Origin of the sequence: Burkholderia sp. RF7-non_BP4 (genome assembly GCF_001521935.1) — a bacterium.
Taxonomy (GTDB): domain Bacteria; phylum Pseudomonadota; class Gammaproteobacteria; order Burkholderiales; family Burkholderiaceae; genus Burkholderia; species Burkholderia diffusa.
In genome coordinates, this window is record NZ_LOTA01000001.1 from 25611 (window position 1) to 45984 (window position 20374).

Genomic DNA, 20374 nt, shown 5'->3' on the forward strand with positions numbered 1-20374 from the left:
CTCCGGCGCCGGTCCCACTACCGCCGTCAGCCGCCCGCTTCGGCGATCCCGGCCTGCACGCGCCGCACCACCGTCACGATCGACAGCACGATCAGCACGCGCCACAGCCATGCGGCGACGCTGCCGACCGGCAGACCGAAGCCGATCCACAGCGCGAACGCACCGAGCGCGAGCGCGCGATCGCTCTTGCCGAACGGGCCGTCGTAGCGGCGCGTCGCGCCGGCGAGCGGGCCGATCAGCCCCGCGCATTCGACGATGACCGCCGTCAGCGCGAACAGCCAGACGTCCGCCGCGGTGAACGCCGAAATCGCGAGGAACGGCAGCACGAGCGCGACGTCGGACACGACGTCGCCAAGCTCGTTCAGGTACGCGCCGAGCGTGCTCTTCTGCCCGTGTTCGCGGGCGAGCATGCCGTCGATCGCGTTGAGCGCCATCCGCACGAACAGCCAGATCGGAATCAGCAGGAACAGCACGCGGGCGAACACGCCAAGCCCCGCAAGCGCGCCGACGACGATCGAGCCGCCGGCCGCGAACAGCGTGACCTGGTTGGCGGTGACACCGCGTTCGGCAAGCGAATCCGCGAACGGACGCAGACGATTCTGGAATTTCGGTTTGAGTGCGTAGAGGCTCATCGTTTTATTGATTCTTCACGTTCGGACACGTTTGCCGCTGCCCTGCCCCGGGCAGCACGCCCGTCGGCGTCGGCTTTCGACAGGTGGTCGTCATCGTCGCCGAGCGGCCCCGACGCGTCAAGCCGCGCGCCGCACCGGCCGCGCCGGGCAATCTGGTGTTTTCGACCAAAACTCGCGATAATCCGCTGGCCCACGAGCGCAGCAATTCATTCGAACTGTGACCGGGCGCTCGTGCAACAGCCGATTATCACGCCGTCGAACGGCGAATTCGCCGCGACGCAACACCCGCCGGCGCATCGTCCGATTATCGCGGCCCTGCGACAGGCAGCCACGAATTTGAAAAAACTTGAACAATGGCCGTCCGGCGCGCATCCTGCCGCGCCGGCATTCCGGGATTCCGCCCGCCGCCCATGCGCGGCCGCGCGGGCATGCATGCAGGAGGCGCCGCGCCGATGAACATCCTGAACGTCTGGCAGCGCGATTTCCTGCTGTCGATCGTGCGGCTCGTCGCCGGTGCGTATCCGGTCTGGCATCAGGCGCCGCCTTCCCCGACGCAGAAGATCTACTTCTCGAACCATACGAGCCACATCGACACGCTCGCGATCCTCGCCGCGCTGCCGCGCGACGTGCGCGCGGTCGTGCGGCCCGTCGCCGCGCGCGACTACTGGGACAGCAGCAACGTGAAGCGTCACATCGCGCAGAAGCTGCTGAACGTCGTGCTGATCGACCGCCACCGCGAAAGCGGCGGCGACCCGTTGGACCCGGTGCGCGACGCACTGCGGCAAGGCCACTCGATCATCATCTTTCCGGAAGGCACGCGCGGCGCCGAAGTCTTGCCGCAGCCGTTCAAGAGCGGCCTGTTCCATCTCGCGACCGAGTTTCCGGAGGTCGCACTCGCGCCGGTCTATCTCGAGAACCTGCAGCGCATCATGCCGAAGGGCGCGATCTGGCCCGTGCCGCTGATCTGCAAGGTGCACTTCGGCGCGAACGATGCGCTCGGTGCCGGCGAAGACAAGCCGACCTTCCTCGCCCGCATGCGCGACGCGATCGTCGCGCTCGCGCCGCCGCAGCGGCCGGCCGGCTGAACGCGGCGCCCTCCCCTCCCTTTTCCGGACCTCTCCATGCGAACTCTCTTCTGGGAACTGGTCGCCGGCGTCACCGGCGTGCTGGTGCTCGCGACCGTGATCGGCGCGATCCTCGGCGCGCGCAGCGGCGGCACCAGCGCGACCATCGTCAACCTGAACCAGCGCATCCGCGCGTGGTGGGCGATGATCGCGATCATGGTCATCGCGATCGGCCTCGGCAACAACGTCACGTATCTGGTGTTCGCGCTGCTGTCGTACCTGACGCTGCGCGAATTCATCACGCTCACGCCGACGACCCCAAGCGACCACACGACGCTCTTCATCGCGTTCTTCATCGCGATTCCGGTGCAGTACCTGCTGCTCGGGATCAACTGGTACGGGATGTATTCGATCTTCGTGCCGGTGCACCTGTTCTTCGCGATGTCGCTGGTGTCGGCGCTCACGCAGGACACGCGCGAATTCCTGAGCCGCAACGCGAAGATCAACTGGGCGCTGATGGTCTGCGTGTACGGGTTGAGCCATGCGCCGGCCGTGCTGATCCTCGACATCCCGCGCTACGCCGGGCAGAACGCGCTGCTGCTGTTCTTCTTCCTGTTCGTCGTGCAGATCAGCGACGTGCTGCAGTACGTGGTCGGCAAGCTGTGCGGGCGCCGCAAGATCGCGCCGCGCCTGTCGCCGTCGAAGACGGTCGAGGGCTTCGTCGGCGGCGGTCTGCTCGCGACGCTGTGCGGCGCATCGCTGTATCGCGTGACGCCGTTCAGCTTCGGCGCGGCGTTCGGGATCTCGCTCGCGATCGTGATCGCGGGCTTCGTCGGCGGCCTGGTGCTGTCGGCCGTGAAGCGCTCGCTCGGCACCAAGGACTGGGGCTCGATGATCGCGGGCCACGGCGGGATGCTCGATCGCGTCGACTCGATCTGCTTCGCGGCGCCGGTGTTCTTCCACCTCGTGCGCTACGTGTACGTGTGATACCGGGACGGCGGGACGGCGCGACGCCGTCCGGTCCCGATTACCGCACGCTCGATCTGACGCACAACGCCGTCGACGACGGCGGCTCGACAGATCCTGGTTGTCGATTCGCCGAACCCGCGAATCGTCACGGCGGGTCGGGCAAATCGATCGCCAGCAACGCCGAGCTGACCGACTTGCCGTGCGCGTCGAGCGCGAGCGAGCGCGTGACACCCCCGCCGAGCGCATCGCGCAGCACGAAGTTGAACGCGGCAAGCGCCGGCAGTTCGTAGCACACCACATCGCCGTGCACGATGCCCGCAAGCCATGCCTTCACCGCCGGCGCATCGAGATGCGCGCGCAGGTGTTCGTAGTGACGCGGATCGCGGCAGATGACCGACACGTTCAGCGTATTGCCCTTGTCGCCGGTGCGCGCATGCGCCAGTTCACGCAGTTGCATCATGCCTCCACGAATGAAAACGACGGCGTTACGTCCGTGCGCGGCAGCAGCACCGACTGCACCGCGATCACCTCGCGCGTCGACTTGAACGCGCCGCCGCCGCCGGCCGGGCCGTTCGTATAAAGCGTCTCGACTTCGTTGCCGATCCGCGCGGCCTCGGCGGCGCTCGCCGCACGGCCGGCCACGCGCACGCGGACTTCGGCCGGCTCGCCGCGCACGGCAGGCGTCGCGTCGCCGTACAGCGAATCCACGCCGATCAGGTCGAAGCGCAGTTCGGTCGCGGCCACGCCGGTCAGCGCGAGCCGCTCGCGGACGATGTCGAGCGCGAGCCGCGCGCGCGCCAGCGCGCCCGGCCCCCCGTACGAGATCTGCCCTTCGCCGATATGACCGTCGACGTACGCGACCGACACCTTCAGCGTGTCGGTGCGCGCGCTGCCGCGCCCGCCCGTCACGCGCACGCGGTCCGGCGCCTCCTCCGCGACGGCCACGCGCGTGAAATCCGCGACGACGTCGGGCTGCAGGTAGCGCGCCGGATCGTGAATCTCGTACAGCAGCTGTTCCTTGCAGGTCGCCGCGCTCACGCGGCCGCCCGCGTGCGGCACCTTGGTGATCACGACCGAGCCGTCGGCCGCGACCTCGCCGATCGGGAATCCGAGCCGCGCGAGATTCGGCACGTCCTTGTAGCCGGGGTCGGCGAAATAGCCGCCCGTCACCTGCCCCGCGCATTCGAGCAGATGGCCGACGACCGTCGCTGCCCCGAGCGTGTCCCAGTCGTCCATTCGCCAGCCGAACGCGTGGATCAGCGGCGCGGCGAACAGCGACGGATCGGCGACGCGCCCGGTCAGCACGACGTCCGCGCCGGCCGCGAGCGCGTCGACGATCGGCGCGGCGCCGAGATACGCGTTCGCGGACACGATGCGGTCGCGATACGCGGCAACCTCGTCGCCCGACTCCTCGAAACGGAACGCGCCGCGCAGCACGACGTCGAGCACGTCGTCGCCTTCGACCGCCGCGACCTTCAGCCCCGCGAGGCCGAGCGACTGCGCGATCCGTGCGGTGCGCCGCGCGGCCGCGCGCGGGTTCGCCGCGCCCATGTTCGACACGATCCGCACGCCCCTGGCCGCGGCCACCGGCAGCACGGCATGCATGCGCGCGTCGAGCAGCGGATCGTAGCCGAGCGACGGATCCTTGCGCCGCGCCTGCTGCGCGATCGCGATCGTGCGCTCGGCCAGGCATTCGAAGACGAGATAGTCGAGCTGCCCGTGCTCGGCCAGTTCGATCGCGGGCTCGATCCGGTCGCCCGAATAGCCGGCGCCCGCGCCGATGCGTACGCGCCGTTCGTGTGATGGCTTTGCTGTCATGTCGATACCGTGGTCCGGCGCTCGCGCGCCGGGAAAAATCAGAAAACGCCCAGCACGACGCACGCGATCGTCATCACGATCGAGGCGCCGAACAGCAGCGGGAACGTGAATTTCTGGTGCTCGGCCAGCTCGATCCCGCACAGGCCGACGACGAGGAACGTCGCGGGCGTCAGCGGGCTGACCGGAAACCCGGTCGTCATCTGGCCGAGCAGCGCGGCCTGCCCCACGTGCACGGCCGGCACGCCGAGCTGGCCGGCCACTTCCGCGATCACCGGCAGCACGCCGAAGTAGAACGAATCGGGATCGAACAGCATGCTGAGCGGCATCGACGCGAGGCCGAGCGCGACCGGGATGTGGCCGGCCATCGACGGCGGCACGAAGCCGACCGCCGCCTGCGCCATCGCCTTCAGCATCCCGCTGCCCTGCATGATGCCGGTGAACACGCCGGCCGCGAGCAGGATGCCGGCCATCATCAGCGCCGCGCGCGCATGCGCGTCGATGCGCTTCCTCTGCATGTCGACGTCCGGGTAGTTCACCATCAGCGCGACGCACAGGCCCACCATGAACATGATCGCCGGCGGGATCTTCTCGCCCATCACGACCATCGTGCCGAGCACGACGAGCGTCAGCACCAGGTTGAACCAGAACAGATGCGGCCGGCGCAGCGCCTGCTCGTCGGGCGTCAGCTCGCGTGTCGGCAGCGGAATCGACGCATCGTCGCGCGACAGGCCGAGCCGCTTCTCCTCGCGCCGCCCGAGCCAGTACGCGACGCCGAACACGAACACCAGCCCGATCGCCTGCACCGGAATCAGCGGATTGAACAGCGCCGACACCGGCAGGTGCAGCGACGCCGACGCGCGGATCATCGGCCCCGTCCACGGCAGGAAATTGATCCCCGCCGCCATCGACACGGCGGCGGCCAGCACGCGCCGGTCCATCTTCAGGCGGTCGTACAGCGGCAGCACCGCGGGAATCGTCACGAGAAAGCAGACCGCGCCCGAGCCGTCGAGATGGATCAGCAGCGCGAGCAGCGTCGTGCCCATCACGATCCGCGTGGGCCGCGTGCCGACCGCGCGCAGGATGCGGTCGATGATCGGGTCGAGCATGCCGGCATCGGTGATCGTCCCGAAATAGAGGATCGCGAACACGAACATCCCGACCACGGGCGCGAGGCCCTTCAGCCCGTCGATCACGAATTTGCTGGTATGCAGCCCGAAGCCGCCGATGAGCGACGCCGCGATCGGCACGATGATCAGCGCCACGAGCGGCGACATGCGTCTGGACAGAATCGCGGCCAGCAGCACGACGATCGTGCCCAGCCCGAGTAACGGCAGCATCGGTGTCTCCTACCTTGTCTTTTGTTGGAGACGAGCGTAAGGTCGGCGCAGCGATAGCACAATTGAAATGATTTGATCGCAGCAATCACGAGCCGTTATGGATCTGAACCTTCGCGACATTCGCGCGTTCGTCACCGTCGCGCACGCCGGCAACTTCACGCGCGCCGCCGCGCGGCTGCATCTGTCGCAGCCGGCGCTGACCGTGCAGATCCGGCGGCTCGAGGAAATCGTCGGCGCGCGGCTGTTCGACCGCAACAGCCGCAGCGTCGCGCTCACGCAGACCGGGCGCGAACTGCTGCCGCTGCTGCAGCGCTCGCTCGACGACATGGAGCGCGTGCTGCGCGACGCGCGTGCGCTCGGCGAAGGCGCGAGCGGCACGGTGCGGCTCGCGTGCCTGCCGACGTTTGCGTCGAGCATGTTGCCGGAGCTGATTCAGTCGTTCCGGCGCGACGTGCCGCGCGCGGCCTTCGACATTCGCGACGGCGTCGCGAGTCTCGTCACCGCGCTGGTGCGCAACGAGGAAGCCGATCTCGGGCTGACCGGCGGCGACGCGTTCGACGCGTCGCTGGACGTGCTGTACGCGGGCGCCGACCGGCTCGTCGCCGTGTGCCCGAAGGATCATCCGCTCGCGCGCAAGCGGCGTGTGCGCACCGCGGATGTCGCCGCCGTGCCGCTCGTGCTGACCGCGCAGGGCACGAGCGTGCGCAGCGTCGTCGATGCCGCGCTGGAGGCAGCCGGCTGCACGCCCGACATCGCGTGCGAACCGACCTACATGATGACGGCCGTCGCGATGGTGCGCGGCGGCCTCGGCGTGACGATCCTGCCGGCGACCGCGCGCGAGGTGCGCGCCGAACCCGACCTCGTCGCGAAGCCGATCGACGACCCCGCGTTCGTGCGGCCGATCGCGCTCGTCGCGAAGCGCGGGCGCACGCTGTCGCGCGTTGCGCAGGCGTTCGCCGACGCGATGCTGGCGGAACTGAAAAAGCGCGCGTGAGCCGCGCGCCCTCGACGACGGCCGGCCGCCGGCCGAACGCTTATTGCGGGTCCGGCTGGCCCGGATCGACGTGCAGTGATTCGCCGATCGCATAGAAGTTGCCGCCCGCGATGTAGTGCAGGCTGCGCAGCGCCGGATCGGCCGATTCGAAATTCCAGTGGCCGTCGCGGAACACGCGTGTGTCGGACCACGCGCCGACCACCTCGCCGATGAACAGGTCGTAGGTCTGCTGGTTGTGCGGCTCGGGAATCAGCCTGCATGCGAGCCAGCCCGAACAGCCGGCGACGAACGGCAGGTCGTGGCCTTCGACGTCGAACAGCGTGACGCCCGCCTCGCGCAGCTTGTCCGGCCGCTCCGCGAGACTGTGGCTGCCGACCGCATGCGTGAGTTGCAACTGCGCGGCCGTCGGCACCTGGATGACGAAGGCGCCGCTGCGCTCGACGAGCTCGCGCGTCTTGGCCGACTTGTCGAGCACGACCGTCAGCTTCGGCGGCAGGAAGTCGAGCGCGCAGGCCCACGCGGCGGCCATCACGTTGTCGACGCCGTCGTGACGGGCCGACACGAGCACGGTCGGGCCGTGGTTGAGAAGACGGTAGGCTTTCTTCAGCTCCACCGGAGCGATGTGACTGTCCATGCGGGTTCCCTGATGAGCGGCACGGCGCGTGCCGGCCGAAGGCCGCATTCTCGCACCCTGAGCCAATCGCCGCAGACGGCGAACGCGAGCGCCCAATAACACACCGGGCCCGCATCGCGCGCTTCAATTCATTAAATAATCAATTGATGAATCGACGACGAATGCGTCGCCATCGAAATTCGCCTGAAAATCGTGCGGAATTATCACGAATCCGGCAATACGCCGATCGCTCCATCCTGAAATTCAAATCGATTGATGCACGATTCTCAATAATGCGAATCTCTCAATGGACCTTGCCGCAGCATGCACCTGTCTGCTTTAGGTCACATCGGAGAATTTCGTTTTTGCCGTTCGTCGGCGGCTCGGTAGTCTCCTGCCAATCCGCTTCAAGAAAGCAAGTCAATCGCCAGGAGATGAAATGAAACGCACGACCCTCTCGCTGATTTCGCTCGCATCGTTCGCGGCAATGCCCGCCGCGCATGCGCAGTCGAGCGTCACGCTGTATGGCGTGATCGACACGTCGATCACGTACGTGAATCACGCGCAGGGCAAGGACAATGCCTGGATGCTCGGCAACAGCAGCGCGGGCAATCTCGCCGGCAGCCGCTGGGGCGTGAAGGGCACCGAGGATCTCGGCGGCGGGCTGAAGGCGCTGTTCCAGCTCGAGAACGGCTTCGACCCGAGCAGCGGCCGGCAGGGCCAGGGCGGCCGCCTGTTCGGCCGGCAGGCGTTCGTCGGCCTGACGAGCGACCGCTACGGCACGCTGACGTTCGGCCGCCAGTACGATCCGCTCGTCGACCTCGTGCAGGGCATCACCGCCGACAACTATCTCGGCAGCGTGTTCGCGACGCCGGGCGACGTCGACAACTACGACAACAGCTTCCGCGTCGACAACGCGGTGAAGTACACGTCGGCCGTGTATTCGGGCCTGCAGTTCTCGGCGATGTACTCGTTCGGCGGCATCGCCGGCAGCACCGGCGCCGCGCAGTCGTATTCGGCCGCCGTGTCGTACAACAACGGGCCGTTCAGCGTCGCGGGCGGCTATTTCCACGCGACCAACAGCCCCGCGTCGAACGGGCTGCGCAACGGCTGGACCAGCTCGTCGGACGGCACCTTCGACGGCCCGATCAACACCGGCTATGCGAGCGCGCACTCGATCGGCATCGCCCGCATCGCGGGCCAGTACGTCGCCGGCCCGTTCACGTTCGGCCTCGGCTACAGCAACGCGCAGTACCGCCGCGACGCAAGCTCGGTGTTCAACTCGAACGAGCACTACAACACCGGCCAGGGCTTCGTGAACTACCAGGCGACCAATGCGCTGCTCGTCGGCGTCGGCTACAGCTATACGCGCTCGGGCGGCGATACGTCGGCGACCTATCACCAGGTGTCGGCCGGCGCGGACTACAACCTGTCGAAGCGCACCGACGTGTACCTGACCGCCGCGTATCAGCACGCGAGCGGCCGGACGGGCGACGGCAACGGCGGGTCGATGGCCGCGCAGGCGTCGATCGGTTCGTACGGCTATGCCGGCACGAGCTCGCAGACGATGGTCAACCTCGGCCTGCGTCACCGCTTCTGATCGACGACGGCCGGCCGCGCGCGGCATGGCGCGGCCGGACGCTCGGTACCGGACTCGGGAATCGGGGATTCATCGACACGGCGGCTGCGGCCGCCGTCGTCGTTTCCACGGCCCGCGCAGCGCCGGATGCGCCGCGCGTCATTCCGCTTCGCCGTGCCATTCACGGCCGCCGTCGCGGCGCATCTGACGCGCCGCGTCAGTATTGCGACCGCACCCGCCTGCCGGCATGCGGGCGATAGCAGTCTTTTTTACCGATTCCGTCCTGTCGCGCATCGATGCGGCGACAACGACAATGCGCAACACATGCGCCGGCAAATGCAAAGGAAAGTTTGACGCGAGCCATTTGACGGCGCGCTATGGCACACTTCGCGTCTGCGTAATTTCCTTGCACCGGGCGGTCGGATTCCGCCCCATCCTGCCATGCCGCGTCAGACTGCCCGTTCGATGAACCACGCCACGCCGAAGATCGCCGCGACGATCGCGCTGTCGTGCGCGCTGCACGGATTCGCGCGGGCCGACTGCCTCGACGATGCGGCCACGTTCCAGAAGGTGAGCGTGAGCCTGCTGCGCGGCATCGCGCAAGTCGAATCGGGAATGAACCCGAACGCCGTCAACACCAACACGAACGGCACCGTCGACATCGGGCTGATGCAGATCAACAGCACCTGGCTGCCGACGCTCGCGCGCGAAGGCATCTCGCGGGAAAGCCTGTTCGACGCGTGCACCAATGCGTACGTCGGCGCGTGGATCCTGTCGCAGAACATCCGCCAGCTCGGCGCCAACTGGAACGCGATCGGCGCGTACAACTCCGCGTCGCCCGACAAGCGCCTCGCGTATGCGCGCAAGGTCTATGATGCAATCCGGACCATGCCGGATTCGCCGGATACTCCCATGCCCATCCTGCCCCCCTCTTTCACGCCGCCGCAGCAGGTGCAGGCGTACAACCCGTTCGCAAGCCTGAGCGTGTCGGCGCCGCCGGCCGCGCGTGCCCGCACGCTCGCGCCGGCCGCCCCGCCGCCGCAGCCGCAAGGCGGGCCCGCCGGCCCGGCCGGCACGTACAACTTCGGCTGGACGGTCACGGGTGCCGACCAGGCCAAGCCGACCCAGGTGTTCGACGACGGCGCGCGAATCTACGTGCAATTCAGCGACATGAAGCACGTGCCGGCGATCTTCACCGAGACGTCGTCGGGCCGCGTGCTGATGTCGTGGGAGCTGCAGTTCCCGTATGCCGTTCTGACGCGTCCCGCGCAAACGTTAATCTTCCAGCTCGGGCCGTTCGAGGCGCGCGCGCAGCGCGGCGCGGCGGGGGCGACCGCGCAAGCAGGCACGGGGACGGCAGCGGGCACGCAGCGTTCGGGCGCGGCGGCAACGGCCGCCACGTCGCCGACGGCGAAGCACACCGCCGATGCGTCGGCCAAGCGCACCGCGTCGTCCGATGCACTTTGGTATATCGATACGGCATCGACGTCGGGTTCGCCAGCGACCTCGAGTACGGCAAATACCTCGACGACATCGACCACGTCGCAGACGCCCGCGACCTGGCCCACCGCAGTGACGTCGAACACGCCGCCCCCCGTCGCGACACCTCAGGCGCCGGCCGCGACGAAGCCGGCTGCGCGCGTCAGCACCGACGCGCTCTGGTATCTCTCGAAGTAACGCACGCGCCGGCCCGCCGCGTCACCCGCGCCGCACCCAGATCACCTTGCCGTCGCGAATGCCGAGGTCGCGGCGCTCCTGGCGATAGTCCATCGTGCCCGGCAACGACTGGCCGTCGCGCTCGAGCACGCGCCACAGGCAGCCGTCGAGCAGCGCGGCCGCCTCGGTCTCGGTCTTGCCGATCAGCGCATCGTCCGGTGCGGCGTCGGCCTTGCATGCGTTCACGGCGCCCGACGGAGCCGGGTTCATCACCGCGCCGCCGGCGGTGGCGTTGGGGTGTTTCGTGTTCATGTCCGCACATCCTGCAAAGGTTGCGCTCGCAACGAGTGCCACGAGCATTGCGATCGATTTCTTCATCGGTTTCTCCCTGAAGTGCCCCGGCCGTTCATGCGACGCATGACGTGAGCCGCCGGACCCGCGTGCATGTTACCGCACGCGATCCGCAGCAACCGTGACCGCGGCGCCGGCATCCCGCATGCGCGACGCGGGCCGGCGTCCCGTTCAGAACTTGTACGTCGCGCCGGCCATCCCGTAGTAATTGCTGCGCGTCTGCACGATCGGGCTGTCGCCATAACGCCCGAGCAGGCGCGTGAAGCCGCCGGTCGCACGCACCGACCAGTGCCGCGACACGTCCCAGTTCCATGCGAGCGACAGCGTCGCGCTGTCGACCCCGCCGCTCGTCGAATACGGCCTGAACCCGCTCGCCAGCGACTGCGCGTCGGTCACGCCGTAGAACGTCTGCATGTAGCGTCCCGTGCCGGCGTGCACGCTGCCCGTCGCGACGAACGAATGCCGTCCGGTCTCGAACAGGGGCACCGCGAGATCGACATGGCCGGACAAGCCGCGCGACGTATGCGTGACAGGCGCGTCGACCGCGATACTCAGTTCGCCGCCATCCAGCAGCTTCACGCCGGCGCGCAAGCCGACGAGCACCGATCCCGGAACCCGGCCCATACCCTTCAGGTGGTCCGAGCCCGGCAGGCCGAAGCGGTTTTCGTCGGCACGGCCCGCGTCGTAGCCCACCGCCGCCGACACGAACGCGCCGTGCGGCAGGTTCAGGCGATAGCCGGCGCCGGCGCTGGTGTCGATGAAGAAGCCATTGCCGAACATCGCGGAAAACGACGGTCCGACGACCGCGCGATACTGGTTACTCCCCTGGTAGCGCGGTGCGAAGCCGCCACCGAGCGATATCGCGTACTGGTTTTCGGCGTGAGCCATGGCGGCAAGCGTGAGACCGGCAAGCGGCATGCAATAGCGCAAGGAGCGGAGGGATGGGCGCACGATATCTGGACAAGAGTGAAGGAGCTCGAAGTCTAGGTTCGGCCGTTCGGCACGACTGTCCGGAATCTGCGGAAAATGTGTGCTCAATTGTGTTCGAGTGTTCCCGATTGTCGTGCGTCGCACCGAGCCTTCGGAACGGCGGATAGAATTCGCGTGGCGCGCGCCGTGCCGCCCGCCGCGCGACGGACGACGCGTGCATTTCGAGGAGACCCATGAACGACAATCCGCTCAAACATCGCGTGCTGCTGATCGAGGATGACGACCGCCTCGCGCGTCTCGTGCGCGAATACCTCGACGGCTACGAGTTCGAGGTGACGGTCGTGCGCCGAGGCGATCTCGCGGTCGCCGCAGTACGCGAACACCGGCCCGCGCTCGTGATACTCGACCTGATGCTGCCGCATCTCGACGGGATGGAAGTCTGCCGGCGCATGCGCGCGTTCACCAACGTTCCCGTGCTGATCCTCACCGCGCGCGCCGACGTCTACGACCAGGTCGCCGGTCTCGAAATCGGCGCCGACGACTACGTGACGAAGCCGATCGAGCCGCGTGTGCTCGTGGCGCGTGCCCGCGCACTGTTGCGTCGCGCGCAGCCCGCGGCATCGGCCCCGCACGCCGACATGCCGGCGCACGAGCTCGTGTTCGGCGAACTGGCGATTTCACCGCCGAACCGCACCGTGACGTGGCGCGGCGAACTCGTCGACCTGAAAACCACCGAGTTCAATCTGCTGCTGATCCTCGCCCGCTCGGCCGGCACGGTGCTCAGCCGCGACGCGATCCTGAAGCAGCTGCGCGGGATCGAATTCGACGGAATCGACCGCTCGGTCGACTCGGGCATCTCGAAGCTGCGTCGACGCTTCGAGGACGCTTCGTCTGAGCCGCAACGGATCAAGACGATCTGGGGCCGCGGCTACCTCTTCAGCCCTTCTGCGTGGGATGACTGAATGCTGCGCTCGTTGATCAGGCTCTACCTCATCGTGATCCTGTGCTGTGCCGCAGCGATCGTATTCATTCAATGGTCGTTCAACCGAATTTTCTACGAGCGGGTTGCACAGGCGCAGCGCAACGCGCTGACCACTTACGCGTTCGTGCTGAATGACTACCTCGAACGTCATCCGGGCGGGAAGCGCTCCCTCGCGCTGCGCGAACTCGCGCAGCACGGCAACGAGCGATTCGGTTTCGTGACGATGGCCTACGCCCGTGCCCAACTGAGCGGCGCGCCGCTGCGCGATCTGGACGCCGGCCGGATTGCGATCAGTTACGACCGCAGGAACTACTACATGCCGCTCGCGGACGGCTCGGTCCTGCACGCCCGCCCCATCGCACCGGCCGACCTCGACATCCAGATCTACGCATACGGGATGACCGCACTCGCGGCGCTGTTCGCCGTCGCGCTGTGGATCTCGTATCACTGGCGAGACCTGCGCAAGCTGCAGGCCGCCGCGCATGCGTTCGGCGCGGGCAACCTGTCGACGCGCGTGAAGCTGTCCGGGCGATCGAACATCTACGAGCTGTCGCAGCAGTTCAACGACATGGCCGAGCGGATCGAGGCGTCGATCAAGCAGCAGCGCGAAATGATGCACGGCATCTCGCACGAGCTGAAAACGCCGCTCGCCCGCCTCGAATTCGGCCTCGCGCTGCTCGCCGACTCCGACGACAGCGGCCGGATGCGCGAACGCCGCGACGAACTGCGACGCGACGTGCGCGAACTCGACGATCTCGTGACCGAACTGCTGACGATCGGGCGGCTCGAACAAGGCGCAAGCGAGCTCGCGCCGATGGAGGTCGTCGTCGATGCGCTGATCGACAGCGTGGCCGGCAACGTCGCGAACGACGTCGCCGACCGCGGCCTCACGCTCGGCGTGTCGACGACCGGCGCCCCTGCCACGCACGTGTGCGATCCGAAGCTCGTCGCGCGCGCGCTGCTGAACCTGATCCGCAACGGCGCACGTTACGCGTCGCGCACGGTCCTGCTGTCCGCGACGCACGATGCGTCCGGCGCGCTGGTGCTGAGCGTCGACGACGACGGTCCCGGCATTCCGGTCGCCGAACGCGCGCGCGTGTTCGAACCGTTCCAGCGGCTCGACTCGAGCCGCGACCGGCAGACCGGCGGGTTCGGGCTCGGGCTCGCGATCGTGCGACGCGTCGCACTCGTGCACGGCGGCGACGTGCGGCTCGAGGATTCGCCGCTCGGCGGCGCACGCTTCGTGATTTCGCTGCCGCCGCGGGTGTTGCCGGACTTCCTCGGCGACGCACCGGAGAGCACGGCACCCGGCCGGGCCCACCCCGCATCGCCGAGTTCACTGCGTCAATGAATGCAGGCGGGGCGTCGCCGCCCCCCTCACCCGCCGGTCCTGAACGCCGGCAGCTGCTGCCCGAGCCGTGCGCCCATTTCCGCGCCGAGCGCCTGCAGGGCATTGAACGGACGGATCATCACTTCGAATTCGACGATCCGTCCGTCGGCGTCGAAGCGGATCATGTCGATCCCCTTCAGCCGCTTGTCGCCGACCGTCGCACTGAATTCCAGCACGACGCTCGTGCCGTCGTCGTCGGCGAACGCGCGGTGATATTCGAAGTTCTCGAGAATCGTGAGCACCGTGCGCAGCGCGAGCAACAGCGCGGGCGCCGGCCCGTACGGCTTGAACGCCATCGGCGAACGGAACACGGCGTCCGGATGGACGATCGTGTCGAGCTCGCTGAAATCCTTGCGGGCGAGCATCGCGTGCCACGCAGCAAGCGAGGTCGCGACGGCGGGTTGCAGATTCGACAGGGGTTGCATGGTCAGCGACTCCGGTAACGTCACACGAAAGAACCTTGATCGAAGGCGGCGCCCGGTCGGGCCGCCGCCGCGTGAATCGGCACCGGCGTAATCACGCGTCCGGCAGGATCACGACCTTGCCCTTGACCTGCCGGTTCGCCATGCGCGCAATTGCGTCGGCCGCACCCGCGAGCGGCACGCGCTCGGTGATCGCGGGCCGCACCTTGCCGGCCGCGAACCATTGCGCGAGCTGGCGCATATTCGCCGCGTGCTGCGCGGGGTCGCGCCGCACCGCGTCGCCCCAGAACACGCCCAGGATGTCGCGCTCCTTGAGCAGTGCAAGGTTCAGCGCGATCTTCGGAATTTCGCCGGCGGCGAAACCGACCACGAGGAACCGGCCGCGCCACGCGGTCGCGCGCAGCGCGGCCTCGCTGTACGCACCGCCGACCGGATCGTAGACGACGTCCGCGCCGCGTCCGCCGGTCAGTTCGTCGACGCGGCGCCGCAGGTCCTCGGTCGCATAGTCGATCGTATCGTCGGCGCCGGCTTCGCGGCACAGCGCCAGTTTGTCCGCGCTCGACGCGGCCGCGATCACGCGCGCGCCCAGCGCCTTCGCGATCTCGATCGCGGCGAGTCCGACACCGCCGGCCGCGCCCAGCACCAGCAGCGTCTCGCCCTGCTGCAGGCGCGCGCGCTGCTGCAGCGCATGCAGCGACGTGCCGTAGGCCAGCACGAGTGCCGCGCCCTGCTCGAACGTCATCCCCGGCGGCAGCGCGGCGATCTGGTGCACGTCGGCCACGCACTGCTCGGCGAAGCCGCCGTGGCCGGTGAACGCGACCACCTCGTCGCCCGGCCGCCAGGCGCTCACGCCGTCGCCGACCGCGTCGATCACGCCGGCGAATTCGGCGCCGGGCGAGAACGGCACTGCCGGCTTCACCTGATACAGGCCCTGGACGATCAGCGCATCGGGGAAATTGAGCGACGCCGCCTTCACGCGGATCCGCACCTGACCGGCTGCCGGTTCGGGAATCGCGACGTCCTCGATACGCAAGCGGTCGATCGGGCCGAATGCGGTACACAACAGGGCTTTCATGCTCTCCATTCTCCTCGCGCGACATCGCCGCGCATCGATACGGCAGCGGGACGCGCCCGCGAGCGGCGCGCGGCGCAGGCCAGGCGGCCCGCACCGCGAAACCATCATCCGTGCGGCGCGAACAGGTCGGCCGCGATCCGCTCGCTGGTGTCGAGCACCGCATCGAACGTCTCGCGGCTGTGCTCCGCATAGCGCGGCAGCGCGGTGAGCGCATTCGCATCGAGCCGGTCGTACAGCAAAAATGCGAGATCGCGTCGCGACATCAGCAGGCTCATCGCGCCGGCACACCCGTTGGCGCCGGATGCCGGAACCGGCGGATTGGGCCGGTGACTGCCAATGCTGGCGGGAAATTTAGCACGGTCGTTCGGAAGCGACAATGGCGGGTCGCCCCGACGGCGAACCGAAGCGATGGCGGCAGGCGAAGGTGAAGATGGGTCGATACCGGCACGCGACGCGCCCGGCTCACGCGTGCGGCGGCTAACCCGCGTCGTCGTCGGCCAGCGTGCCGAGCGGCACGAAAACGTAACCCTTCCCGCGCACGGTGCGGATATAGCGATAATCGCCGACCGCCTGCTCGATCAGGCTGCGCAGCCGGAAGATCAGCACGTCGAGCCCGCGCTCGGAGCGTCCGGCCACGCTCAGTCCCAGCAGCGCGAGAATCTCCGCGCGCGACAGGACGCGCATCGGCTGCGAGATGAACAGGTCGAGCAGCGCGAATTCACTCGCACGCAACCCGAGGTCGGCTCCCGCGCGCGTCGCGCGCCGCGTGACGAAATTCACCTCGATGTCGCCGAATGCATAGGATTCGGGTTTCCCGCGCCCGCGTCCCGGCTCCGGGCGGCTCGACGCGTACCGACGGATCGCGCTGCGCACGCGTGCGATCAGTTCCATCGGCTCGAACGGCTCGACGACATAGTCGTCCGCGCCGAGCTCGAGCGCGACGACCTTGTCGACCACTTGCGCATCGCGGCTGATCACGATCACCGGCATGTCGTGACCGGCGCGCCGCAGCGCACCGAGCGCCATGTGGGACGTCGTGGCCGGCCGTTCGACCCGCAACACGATCAAGGTGGGCGGTGCCGCCGTCACCTGCCCCGGCAGCAGCGACACGTCGTCGAGCGCCGACGTCTCGATCTGGCAGCCGCGCAGGAGCGCGCGAATCATGTCGCGCATCCGCGGATCGGGCTCTACGACGAGAACTTGGGTGGTCATCGACAATCGTCCGGCACGACGTCCCGCACGGCGCATCGCGACGTCACGTCTGCCTGCCGTCCGACCGGAACGACCCGGCACGGTCCGTTCGAACCCGCGAGTGTATGGCGCCGGCGACTACACATGCATGCAGCAATCGAGACTCGTCAGGAAATAGCTCAGGCTCTTGCGGATCGACGTCTCGACGTCCCGCACGTCGCGAGCGGCGGGCGACTGCCCGAGCAGCGTCGCGACGATGTCCAGCGCTTCCCACGGATGCCGGTCGTCGTAATCGGCATGCAGCTTGAGCCAGCGCATCGCGCGATGCCGCACGGCCGGATCGAACTGCTGTTCATACGGCGATGCGCACAGCAACGCACTCCACTCGCCGGTCACGCCTTCGATCGCATAGTTGGTCGCGGCGATGCTCGGCGCGAGCGCGTCGGTGCTGCCGCTCTTCCAGCACCAGTGGCTCAGCGCGAATCCGGCGAGCGGCGCGTCGCCGCGCAGCAGCATGTCGATCGTGACCCCCGATTCCGCGGCCCAGTTGGCCCAGTGATCGACGTGATTCTGTTCGACGCGGATATTGCGGATCAGATAGCGCCGCGCCTTCTCGTCGCCGCGCGACCGAAAGGCGGCGGTCTTCAGCAGGTTCATCGCCATGTATTCCGGAAACTGGCTGACCACCGCCCAGCCCGTCACGAAGAATGCGCGAAGTTGCGACGCGCGCAGCGTCCCGCCGCTCATCGCCGCGAACACCGGATGCGCGCGGACGCGCGCCTTCAGCTCGTCGGTCGCGCCGACCACGTCGCGCAGCCAGGCCGGATAGCTCGCCAGGTCCATCAGGTCGCCGGTCAGTTCAAATGGAGCACTCATGCGTTCGTTCCTCGCTTGTTCAATGGAATCCCCCTTCCTGCCAAGGCGCGGGGCGGCTGAAGTAATAGCCCTGGCAATAGTCGACGCCCAGCGCGCGAAGCATCTCGGCCGTCGCCGTGTCCTCGACGTGCTCGGCGACGGTGCGGTACTGCATCACGTGCGCGATGTCGTTGATCGCGGACGCGATGCCGCGCTTGATGCTGTCGGACGTCATGGTCGACACGAGGCCGCCATCGATCTTCAGGTAATCGACCGGCAACTGGCGCAGATACGAAAACGACGACATGCCGGCGCCGAAGTCGTCGAGCGCGAAGCGGCAGCCGAGGTCGCGCAGCTCGCACATGAAACGCGACGCGACCTCCAGGTTGCGGACCGCGCTCGTCTCCGTGATTTCGAAACACAGCAGCGACGGGTCGAGCCCCGACGCCGACAACTCGGCGATCACGAACTCCACGAAGCGCTCGTCGGTGATCGACATCGCCGACAGGTTCACGTTGTATTCGACGTACTGGCGCTGTTCGAGCCGCGCGAGGCGACGGATCACGGTGCGCACGACCCAGCGGTCGATCATCGTCATGTGGCCGTAGCGCTCGGCGGCGGGCAGGAAGACCGGCGAGATCAGCTTGCCGTCGGCGTCCGGGATGCGCAGCAGGATCTCCGCGCGCTCCTGCGCGCCGAGCGCCGGCTGGATCGGCACGATACGTTGCGCATACAACTGGAACGAATTCGTTTCGAGCGCCGTCTTCACGCGCCGGCTCCACTGCATGTGATACGCCTGGCGGCCCGAGTTCATGTCGCGCGCATCCGCGACGTGCACGCGGTTGCGGCCGCGATCCTTCGCGACGTAGCACGCGATGTCGGCCATCTGCATCGCCTTCTCGACGCTCTCGGGCCGGCAGGCGAGATCGAGCACGCCGATGCTCACGCTGATCTTGAACGGCTCGCCTTCCCACTGGAACGTGAAGTCCTCGAGACATGCCCGGATACGCTCCGCCTTGCCACCGTCCGGCGCGCCGTTGCGGGCGGCCGGCAGCAGGATGCCGAATTCGTCGCCGCCCAGCCGGCCGAACACGTCGTCGTCGTCGAGACAGCGCGCGAACACCGCCGTCGCGTCGCGCAGCAGCGCATCGCCGGCCGCGTGCCCGCACACGTCGTTGACTTCCTTGAAGCCGTCGAGGTCGAGCACCAGCAACACCCCGCCACCGCGCTGCGCCAGCGCGTCGCCCAGGCGCCGCTCGAACGCCGTGCGGTTGATGAGGCCGGTCAGCGCATCGTGCGACGCCTGCCAGGTCAGCTTCTCGATCAACTGGTATTCGCGCGTCATGTCGCGCAGGATCAGCACGTAGCCGACGCAGCGGCCGGCGGCGTTGTCCATCTTCGACAGCGACGCGCGCACCGACACCGCCGAGCCGCACACGCGGATCAGGTCGAGATCGCGGGTGAAGGTATGGTCGCCGCTGTTGCTGAGCGACGCGAGCAGCTTGATCGACATGCCGGTCGACGTGTCGATCAGGTCCAGCACGTCGTTGATCGGCTTGCCGACGCACAGCCGCGACGACGCGCCGAGCAGTTGCTCGGCCGCCGGATTGACGGTCTCGATGCTGCGCGTGAGGCCGATCGTGACGATCGCATCGGCGACCGAGCGCAGCGCGGCTTCGGCGAACGCCTGGCTGCGGTCGAGTTCGGTCTGCATCGACACCTGCTGGCGTTGCGCGCGGCTCGCCCATCGCACCGACAGCAGGATGATCAGCAGCGACGCCACGACGTACGACAGGAACAACTGGATGACGGCCGAGCGGAATTCGGCGCTCAGCTCGGCGGAGAAACGCTTCGGCAGTGGTTCGATGTGCGAATTGAGATCCCAGATCGCGCGGTTCAGGCGGCTCGTGCGCCGGACGTCGTCCGCGTGCACGGACTCGCGCAGCGCGTTGGCGATCGCCCGCAGGTCGACCAGTTGCCGGTCCGCGTCCTCCCAGTATTGCAACGCGGCGTTCAGGCGCGCGAAGCTGCTCAGGATCGGATAGAACCACACCACCGCCGCCGCATCGACGGGATTGATGCCCGCCTCGATCAGCGCCCGGCGCGCCACGCCGTGGTCCGGCGGCACGCTCGTCATCGCGCGGCGCGCGACGCCCAGGAACGCGAGGGTCCGGTCGACCGTCCGGTAATCGTCGAACAATTTCTCGTCGCCGGTCTGCCCGTAGCGGCTCAACAGGATGATTTCGTCCTTCTGCGCCTTCGACCAGCTGCTTTCGCCACCGACGTACACGCGCAACGACATGATCACGATCAGGCTGACGGCGACGAACCCGGCCAGCGCGCCGATCACGACGACGATCGGCAGAATGCCGAGCGCCGGACTCCATGGCCACACGTGAAACGAGCTGCGCTGACTCTGGAGCTTCGAAATGTTTTCCATACCTGAATGACTGCTTTTCTGATTCTTCTCGATGCACCGGCCTGCCGCGTCGATGCGCGTCCTGCGTTCAGGACTC

General features: G+C 67.9%; 20 protein-coding genes and 1 pseudogene. 8 read left to right on the forward strand and 13 right to left on the reverse strand.

The features are described from left to right. Nucleotides 1-26: 26 nt before the first annotated feature. Complete coding sequence (locus tag WS49_RS00105) at nt 27-632, reverse strand: CDP-alcohol phosphatidyltransferase family protein (RefSeq protein ID WP_059523345.1); 606 nt, start codon at nt 630-632, stop codon at nt 27-29. Between the two features lie 83 nt (nt 633-715). On the opposite strand from WS49_RS00105, the gene WS49_RS34635 reads away from it, so the two are divergent. From WS49_RS34635 to WS49_RS00115, 3 genes are all read left to right on the forward strand, one after another. After that, nucleotides 716-853: a hypothetical protein gene (locus WS49_RS34635; RefSeq protein WP_156441308.1), complete on the forward strand. Its 138-nt coding sequence runs from the start codon at nt 716-718 to the stop codon at nt 851-853. A gap of 231 nt (nt 854-1084) precedes the next feature. Continuing rightward, nucleotides 1085-1717 carry a lysophospholipid acyltransferase family protein gene (locus WS49_RS00110; RefSeq protein WP_059523822.1) on the forward strand — a complete coding sequence of 211 codons (633 nt, stop codon included), beginning with the start codon at nt 1085-1087 and terminating at the stop codon, nt 1715-1717. A 36-nt stretch (nt 1718-1753) separates the two neighbouring features. Then, nucleotides 1754-2683 (forward strand): phosphatidate cytidylyltransferase, encoded by a 930-nt coding sequence (locus WS49_RS00115; RefSeq protein WP_059523347.1) that lies wholly within the window; start codon nt 1754-1756, stop codon nt 2681-2683. A gap of 127 nt (nt 2684-2810) precedes the next feature. Here WS49_RS00115 and WS49_RS00120 read toward each other — a convergent pair whose 3' ends face one another. The 3 genes from WS49_RS00120 to WS49_RS00130 are packed head-to-tail and all read right to left on the reverse strand — an operon-like array spanning nt 2811 to nt 5820. Beyond that, nucleotides 2811-3122 (reverse strand): AtuA-related protein, encoded by a 312-nt coding sequence (locus WS49_RS00120; protein WP_059523824.1) that lies wholly within the window; start codon nt 3120-3122, stop codon nt 2811-2813. Continuing rightward, entirely contained in the window at nt 3122-4483 is a 1362-nt protein-coding gene (locus WS49_RS00125; protein WP_059523348.1) for an acyclic terpene utilization AtuA family protein, read from the reverse strand. Before WS49_RS00125 ends, WS49_RS00120 begins: the two co-directional genes overlap by 1 nt. 38 nt (nt 4484-4521) lie before the next feature. After that, nucleotides 4522-5820 carry a CitMHS family transporter gene (locus tag WS49_RS00130; protein WP_059523350.1) on the reverse strand — a complete coding sequence of 433 codons (1299 nt, stop codon included), beginning with the start codon at nt 5818-5820 and terminating at the stop codon, nt 4522-4524. A 97-nt stretch (nt 5821-5917) separates the two neighbouring features. On the opposite strand from WS49_RS00130, the gene WS49_RS00135 reads away from it, so the two are divergent. Then, nucleotides 5918-6814 carry a LysR family transcriptional regulator gene (locus WS49_RS00135; protein ID WP_059523351.1) on the forward strand — a complete coding sequence of 299 codons (897 nt, stop codon included), beginning with the start codon at nt 5918-5920 and terminating at the stop codon, nt 6812-6814. A 40-nt stretch (nt 6815-6854) separates the two neighbouring features. On the opposite strand, the gene WS49_RS00140 is transcribed toward WS49_RS00135, so the two are convergent. Then, nucleotides 6855-7448: a flavin reductase family protein gene (locus WS49_RS00140; RefSeq protein ID WP_059523353.1), complete on the reverse strand. Its 594-nt coding sequence runs from the start codon at nt 7446-7448 to the stop codon at nt 6855-6857. A 418-nt stretch (nt 7449-7866) separates the two neighbouring features. Between WS49_RS00140 and WS49_RS00145 the strand changes: the two genes are divergently transcribed. Both WS49_RS00145 and WS49_RS00150 read left to right on the forward strand, forming a co-directional pair. Continuing rightward, nucleotides 7867-9027, forward strand: coding sequence for a porin (locus tag WS49_RS00145; protein ID WP_059523355.1), 1161 nt, complete (start codon nt 7867-7869; stop codon nt 9025-9027). 420 nt (nt 9028-9447) lie between these two features. Further along, nucleotides 9448-10683, forward strand: a complete 1236-nt coding sequence (locus tag WS49_RS00150) for a transglycosylase SLT domain-containing protein (protein ID WP_059523357.1) — start codon at nt 9448-9450, stop codon at nt 10681-10683. A 21-nt stretch (nt 10684-10704) separates the two neighbouring features. On the opposite strand, the gene WS49_RS00155 is transcribed toward WS49_RS00150, so the two are convergent. Both WS49_RS00155 and WS49_RS00160 read right to left on the reverse strand, forming a co-directional pair. Then, nucleotides 10705-11040 carry a hypothetical protein gene (locus tag WS49_RS00155; RefSeq protein ID WP_059523359.1) on the reverse strand — a complete coding sequence of 112 codons (336 nt, stop codon included), beginning with the start codon at nt 11038-11040 and terminating at the stop codon, nt 10705-10707. A 144-nt stretch (nt 11041-11184) separates the two neighbouring features. Next, nucleotides 11185-11931 carry a MipA/OmpV family protein gene (locus tag WS49_RS00160; protein WP_059523361.1) on the reverse strand — a complete coding sequence of 249 codons (747 nt, stop codon included), beginning with the start codon at nt 11929-11931 and terminating at the stop codon, nt 11185-11187. Nucleotides 11932-12176: 245 nt separating this feature from the next. Here WS49_RS00160 and WS49_RS00165 point away from each other — a divergent pair, with 245 nt between their 5' ends. Further along, nucleotides 12177-12905, forward strand: coding sequence for a response regulator (locus WS49_RS00165; protein WP_059523362.1), 729 nt, complete (start codon nt 12177-12179; stop codon nt 12903-12905). Continuing rightward, on the forward strand, nt 12906-14276 hold the full coding sequence (locus tag WS49_RS00170) for an ATP-binding protein (RefSeq protein WP_059523363.1): 1371 nt from the start codon (nt 12906-12908) through the stop codon (nt 14274-14276). It begins immediately after the preceding gene. 26 nt (nt 14277-14302) lie between these two features. Here the strand turns inward: WS49_RS00170 and WS49_RS00175 are convergent, their stop codons facing one another. The 6 genes and pseudogenes from WS49_RS00175 to WS49_RS00195 all read right to left on the reverse strand — a co-directional run bounded on the left by WS49_RS00175 (nt 14303) and on the right by WS49_RS00195 (nt 20298). Further along, nucleotides 14303-14746: a nuclear transport factor 2 family protein gene (locus WS49_RS00175; protein ID WP_179949164.1), complete on the reverse strand. Its 444-nt coding sequence runs from the start codon at nt 14744-14746 to the stop codon at nt 14303-14305. An 85-nt stretch (nt 14747-14831) separates the two neighbouring features. Then, complete coding sequence (locus WS49_RS00180) at nt 14832-15812, reverse strand: NADPH:quinone oxidoreductase family protein (RefSeq protein WP_059523827.1); 981 nt, start codon at nt 15810-15812, stop codon at nt 14832-14834. Between the two features lie 110 nt (nt 15813-15922). Further along, nucleotides 15923-16087, reverse strand: a pseudogene (locus WS49_RS32870) (acyl-CoA dehydrogenase N-terminal domain-containing protein); the annotation flags it as partial. A gap of 202 nt (nt 16088-16289) precedes the next feature. Then, entirely contained in the window at nt 16290-17024 is a 735-nt protein-coding gene (locus WS49_RS00185; RefSeq protein ID WP_059523367.1) for a winged helix-turn-helix domain-containing protein, read from the reverse strand. A 117-nt stretch (nt 17025-17141) separates the two neighbouring features. Further along, nucleotides 17142-17879, reverse strand: a complete 738-nt coding sequence (locus tag WS49_RS00190) for a TenA family transcriptional regulator (protein ID WP_059523369.1) — start codon at nt 17877-17879, stop codon at nt 17142-17144. A 19-nt stretch (nt 17880-17898) separates the two neighbouring features. Next, nucleotides 17899-20298: a putative bifunctional diguanylate cyclase/phosphodiesterase gene (locus tag WS49_RS00195; protein WP_059523371.1), complete on the reverse strand. Its 2400-nt coding sequence runs from the start codon at nt 20296-20298 to the stop codon at nt 17899-17901. Nucleotides 20299-20374: the final 76 nt, after the last annotated feature.

What these genes read in the sequence shown, in the direction of transcription:
- WS49_RS00125 (WP_059523348.1), bottom strand. Translation starts at nt 4,483, where the DNA reads ATGACAGCAAAGCCATCACACGAACGGCGCGTACGCATCGGCGCGGGC.
- WS49_RS00105 (WP_059523345.1), bottom strand. Translation starts at nt 632, where the DNA reads ATGAGCCTCTACGCACTCAAACCGAAATTCCAGAATCGTCTGCGTCCG.
- WS49_RS00130 (WP_059523350.1), bottom strand. Translation starts at nt 5,820, where the DNA reads ATGCTGCCGTTACTCGGGCTGGGCACGATCGTCGTGCTGCTGGCCGCG.
- WS49_RS00110 (WP_059523822.1), top strand. Translation starts at nt 1,085, where the DNA reads ATGAACATCCTGAACGTCTGGCAGCGCGATTTCCTGCTGTCGATCGTG.
- WS49_RS00115 (WP_059523347.1), top strand. Translation starts at nt 1,754, where the DNA reads ATGCGAACTCTCTTCTGGGAACTGGTCGCCGGCGTCACCGGCGTGCTG.
- WS49_RS00195 (WP_059523371.1), bottom strand. Translation starts at nt 20,298, where the DNA reads ATGGAAAACATTTCGAAGCTCCAGAGTCAGCGCAGCTCGTTTCACGTG.
- WS49_RS00140 (WP_059523353.1), bottom strand. Translation starts at nt 7,448, where the DNA reads ATGGACAGTCACATCGCTCCGGTGGAGCTGAAGAAAGCCTACCGTCTT.
- WS49_RS00120 (WP_059523824.1), bottom strand. Translation starts at nt 3,122, where the DNA reads ATGCAACTGCGTGAACTGGCGCATGCGCGCACCGGCGACAAGGGCAAT.
- WS49_RS00180 (WP_059523827.1), bottom strand. Translation starts at nt 15,812, where the DNA reads ATGAAAGCCCTGTTGTGTACCGCATTCGGCCCGATCGACCGCTTGCGT.
- WS49_RS00160 (WP_059523361.1), bottom strand. Translation starts at nt 11,931, where the DNA reads ATGCCGCTTGCCGGTCTCACGCTTGCCGCCATGGCTCACGCCGAAAAC.
- WS49_RS00135 (WP_059523351.1), top strand. Translation starts at nt 5,918, where the DNA reads ATGGATCTGAACCTTCGCGACATTCGCGCGTTCGTCACCGTCGCGCAC.
- WS49_RS00165 (WP_059523362.1), top strand. Translation starts at nt 12,177, where the DNA reads ATGAACGACAATCCGCTCAAACATCGCGTGCTGCTGATCGAGGATGAC.
- WS49_RS00155 (WP_059523359.1), bottom strand. Translation starts at nt 11,040, where the DNA reads ATGAAGAAATCGATCGCAATGCTCGTGGCACTCGTTGCGAGCGCAACC.
- WS49_RS00185 (WP_059523367.1), bottom strand. Translation starts at nt 17,024, where the DNA reads ATGACCACCCAAGTTCTCGTCGTAGAGCCCGATCCGCGGATGCGCGAC.
- WS49_RS00150 (WP_059523357.1), top strand. Translation starts at nt 9,448, where the DNA reads ATGCCGCGTCAGACTGCCCGTTCGATGAACCACGCCACGCCGAAGATC.
- WS49_RS00170 (WP_059523363.1), top strand. Translation starts at nt 12,906, where the DNA reads ATGCTGCGCTCGTTGATCAGGCTCTACCTCATCGTGATCCTGTGCTGT.
- WS49_RS00190 (WP_059523369.1), bottom strand. Translation starts at nt 17,879, where the DNA reads ATGAGTGCTCCATTTGAACTGACCGGCGACCTGATGGACCTGGCGAGC.
- WS49_RS00145 (WP_059523355.1), top strand. Translation starts at nt 7,867, where the DNA reads ATGAAACGCACGACCCTCTCGCTGATTTCGCTCGCATCGTTCGCGGCA.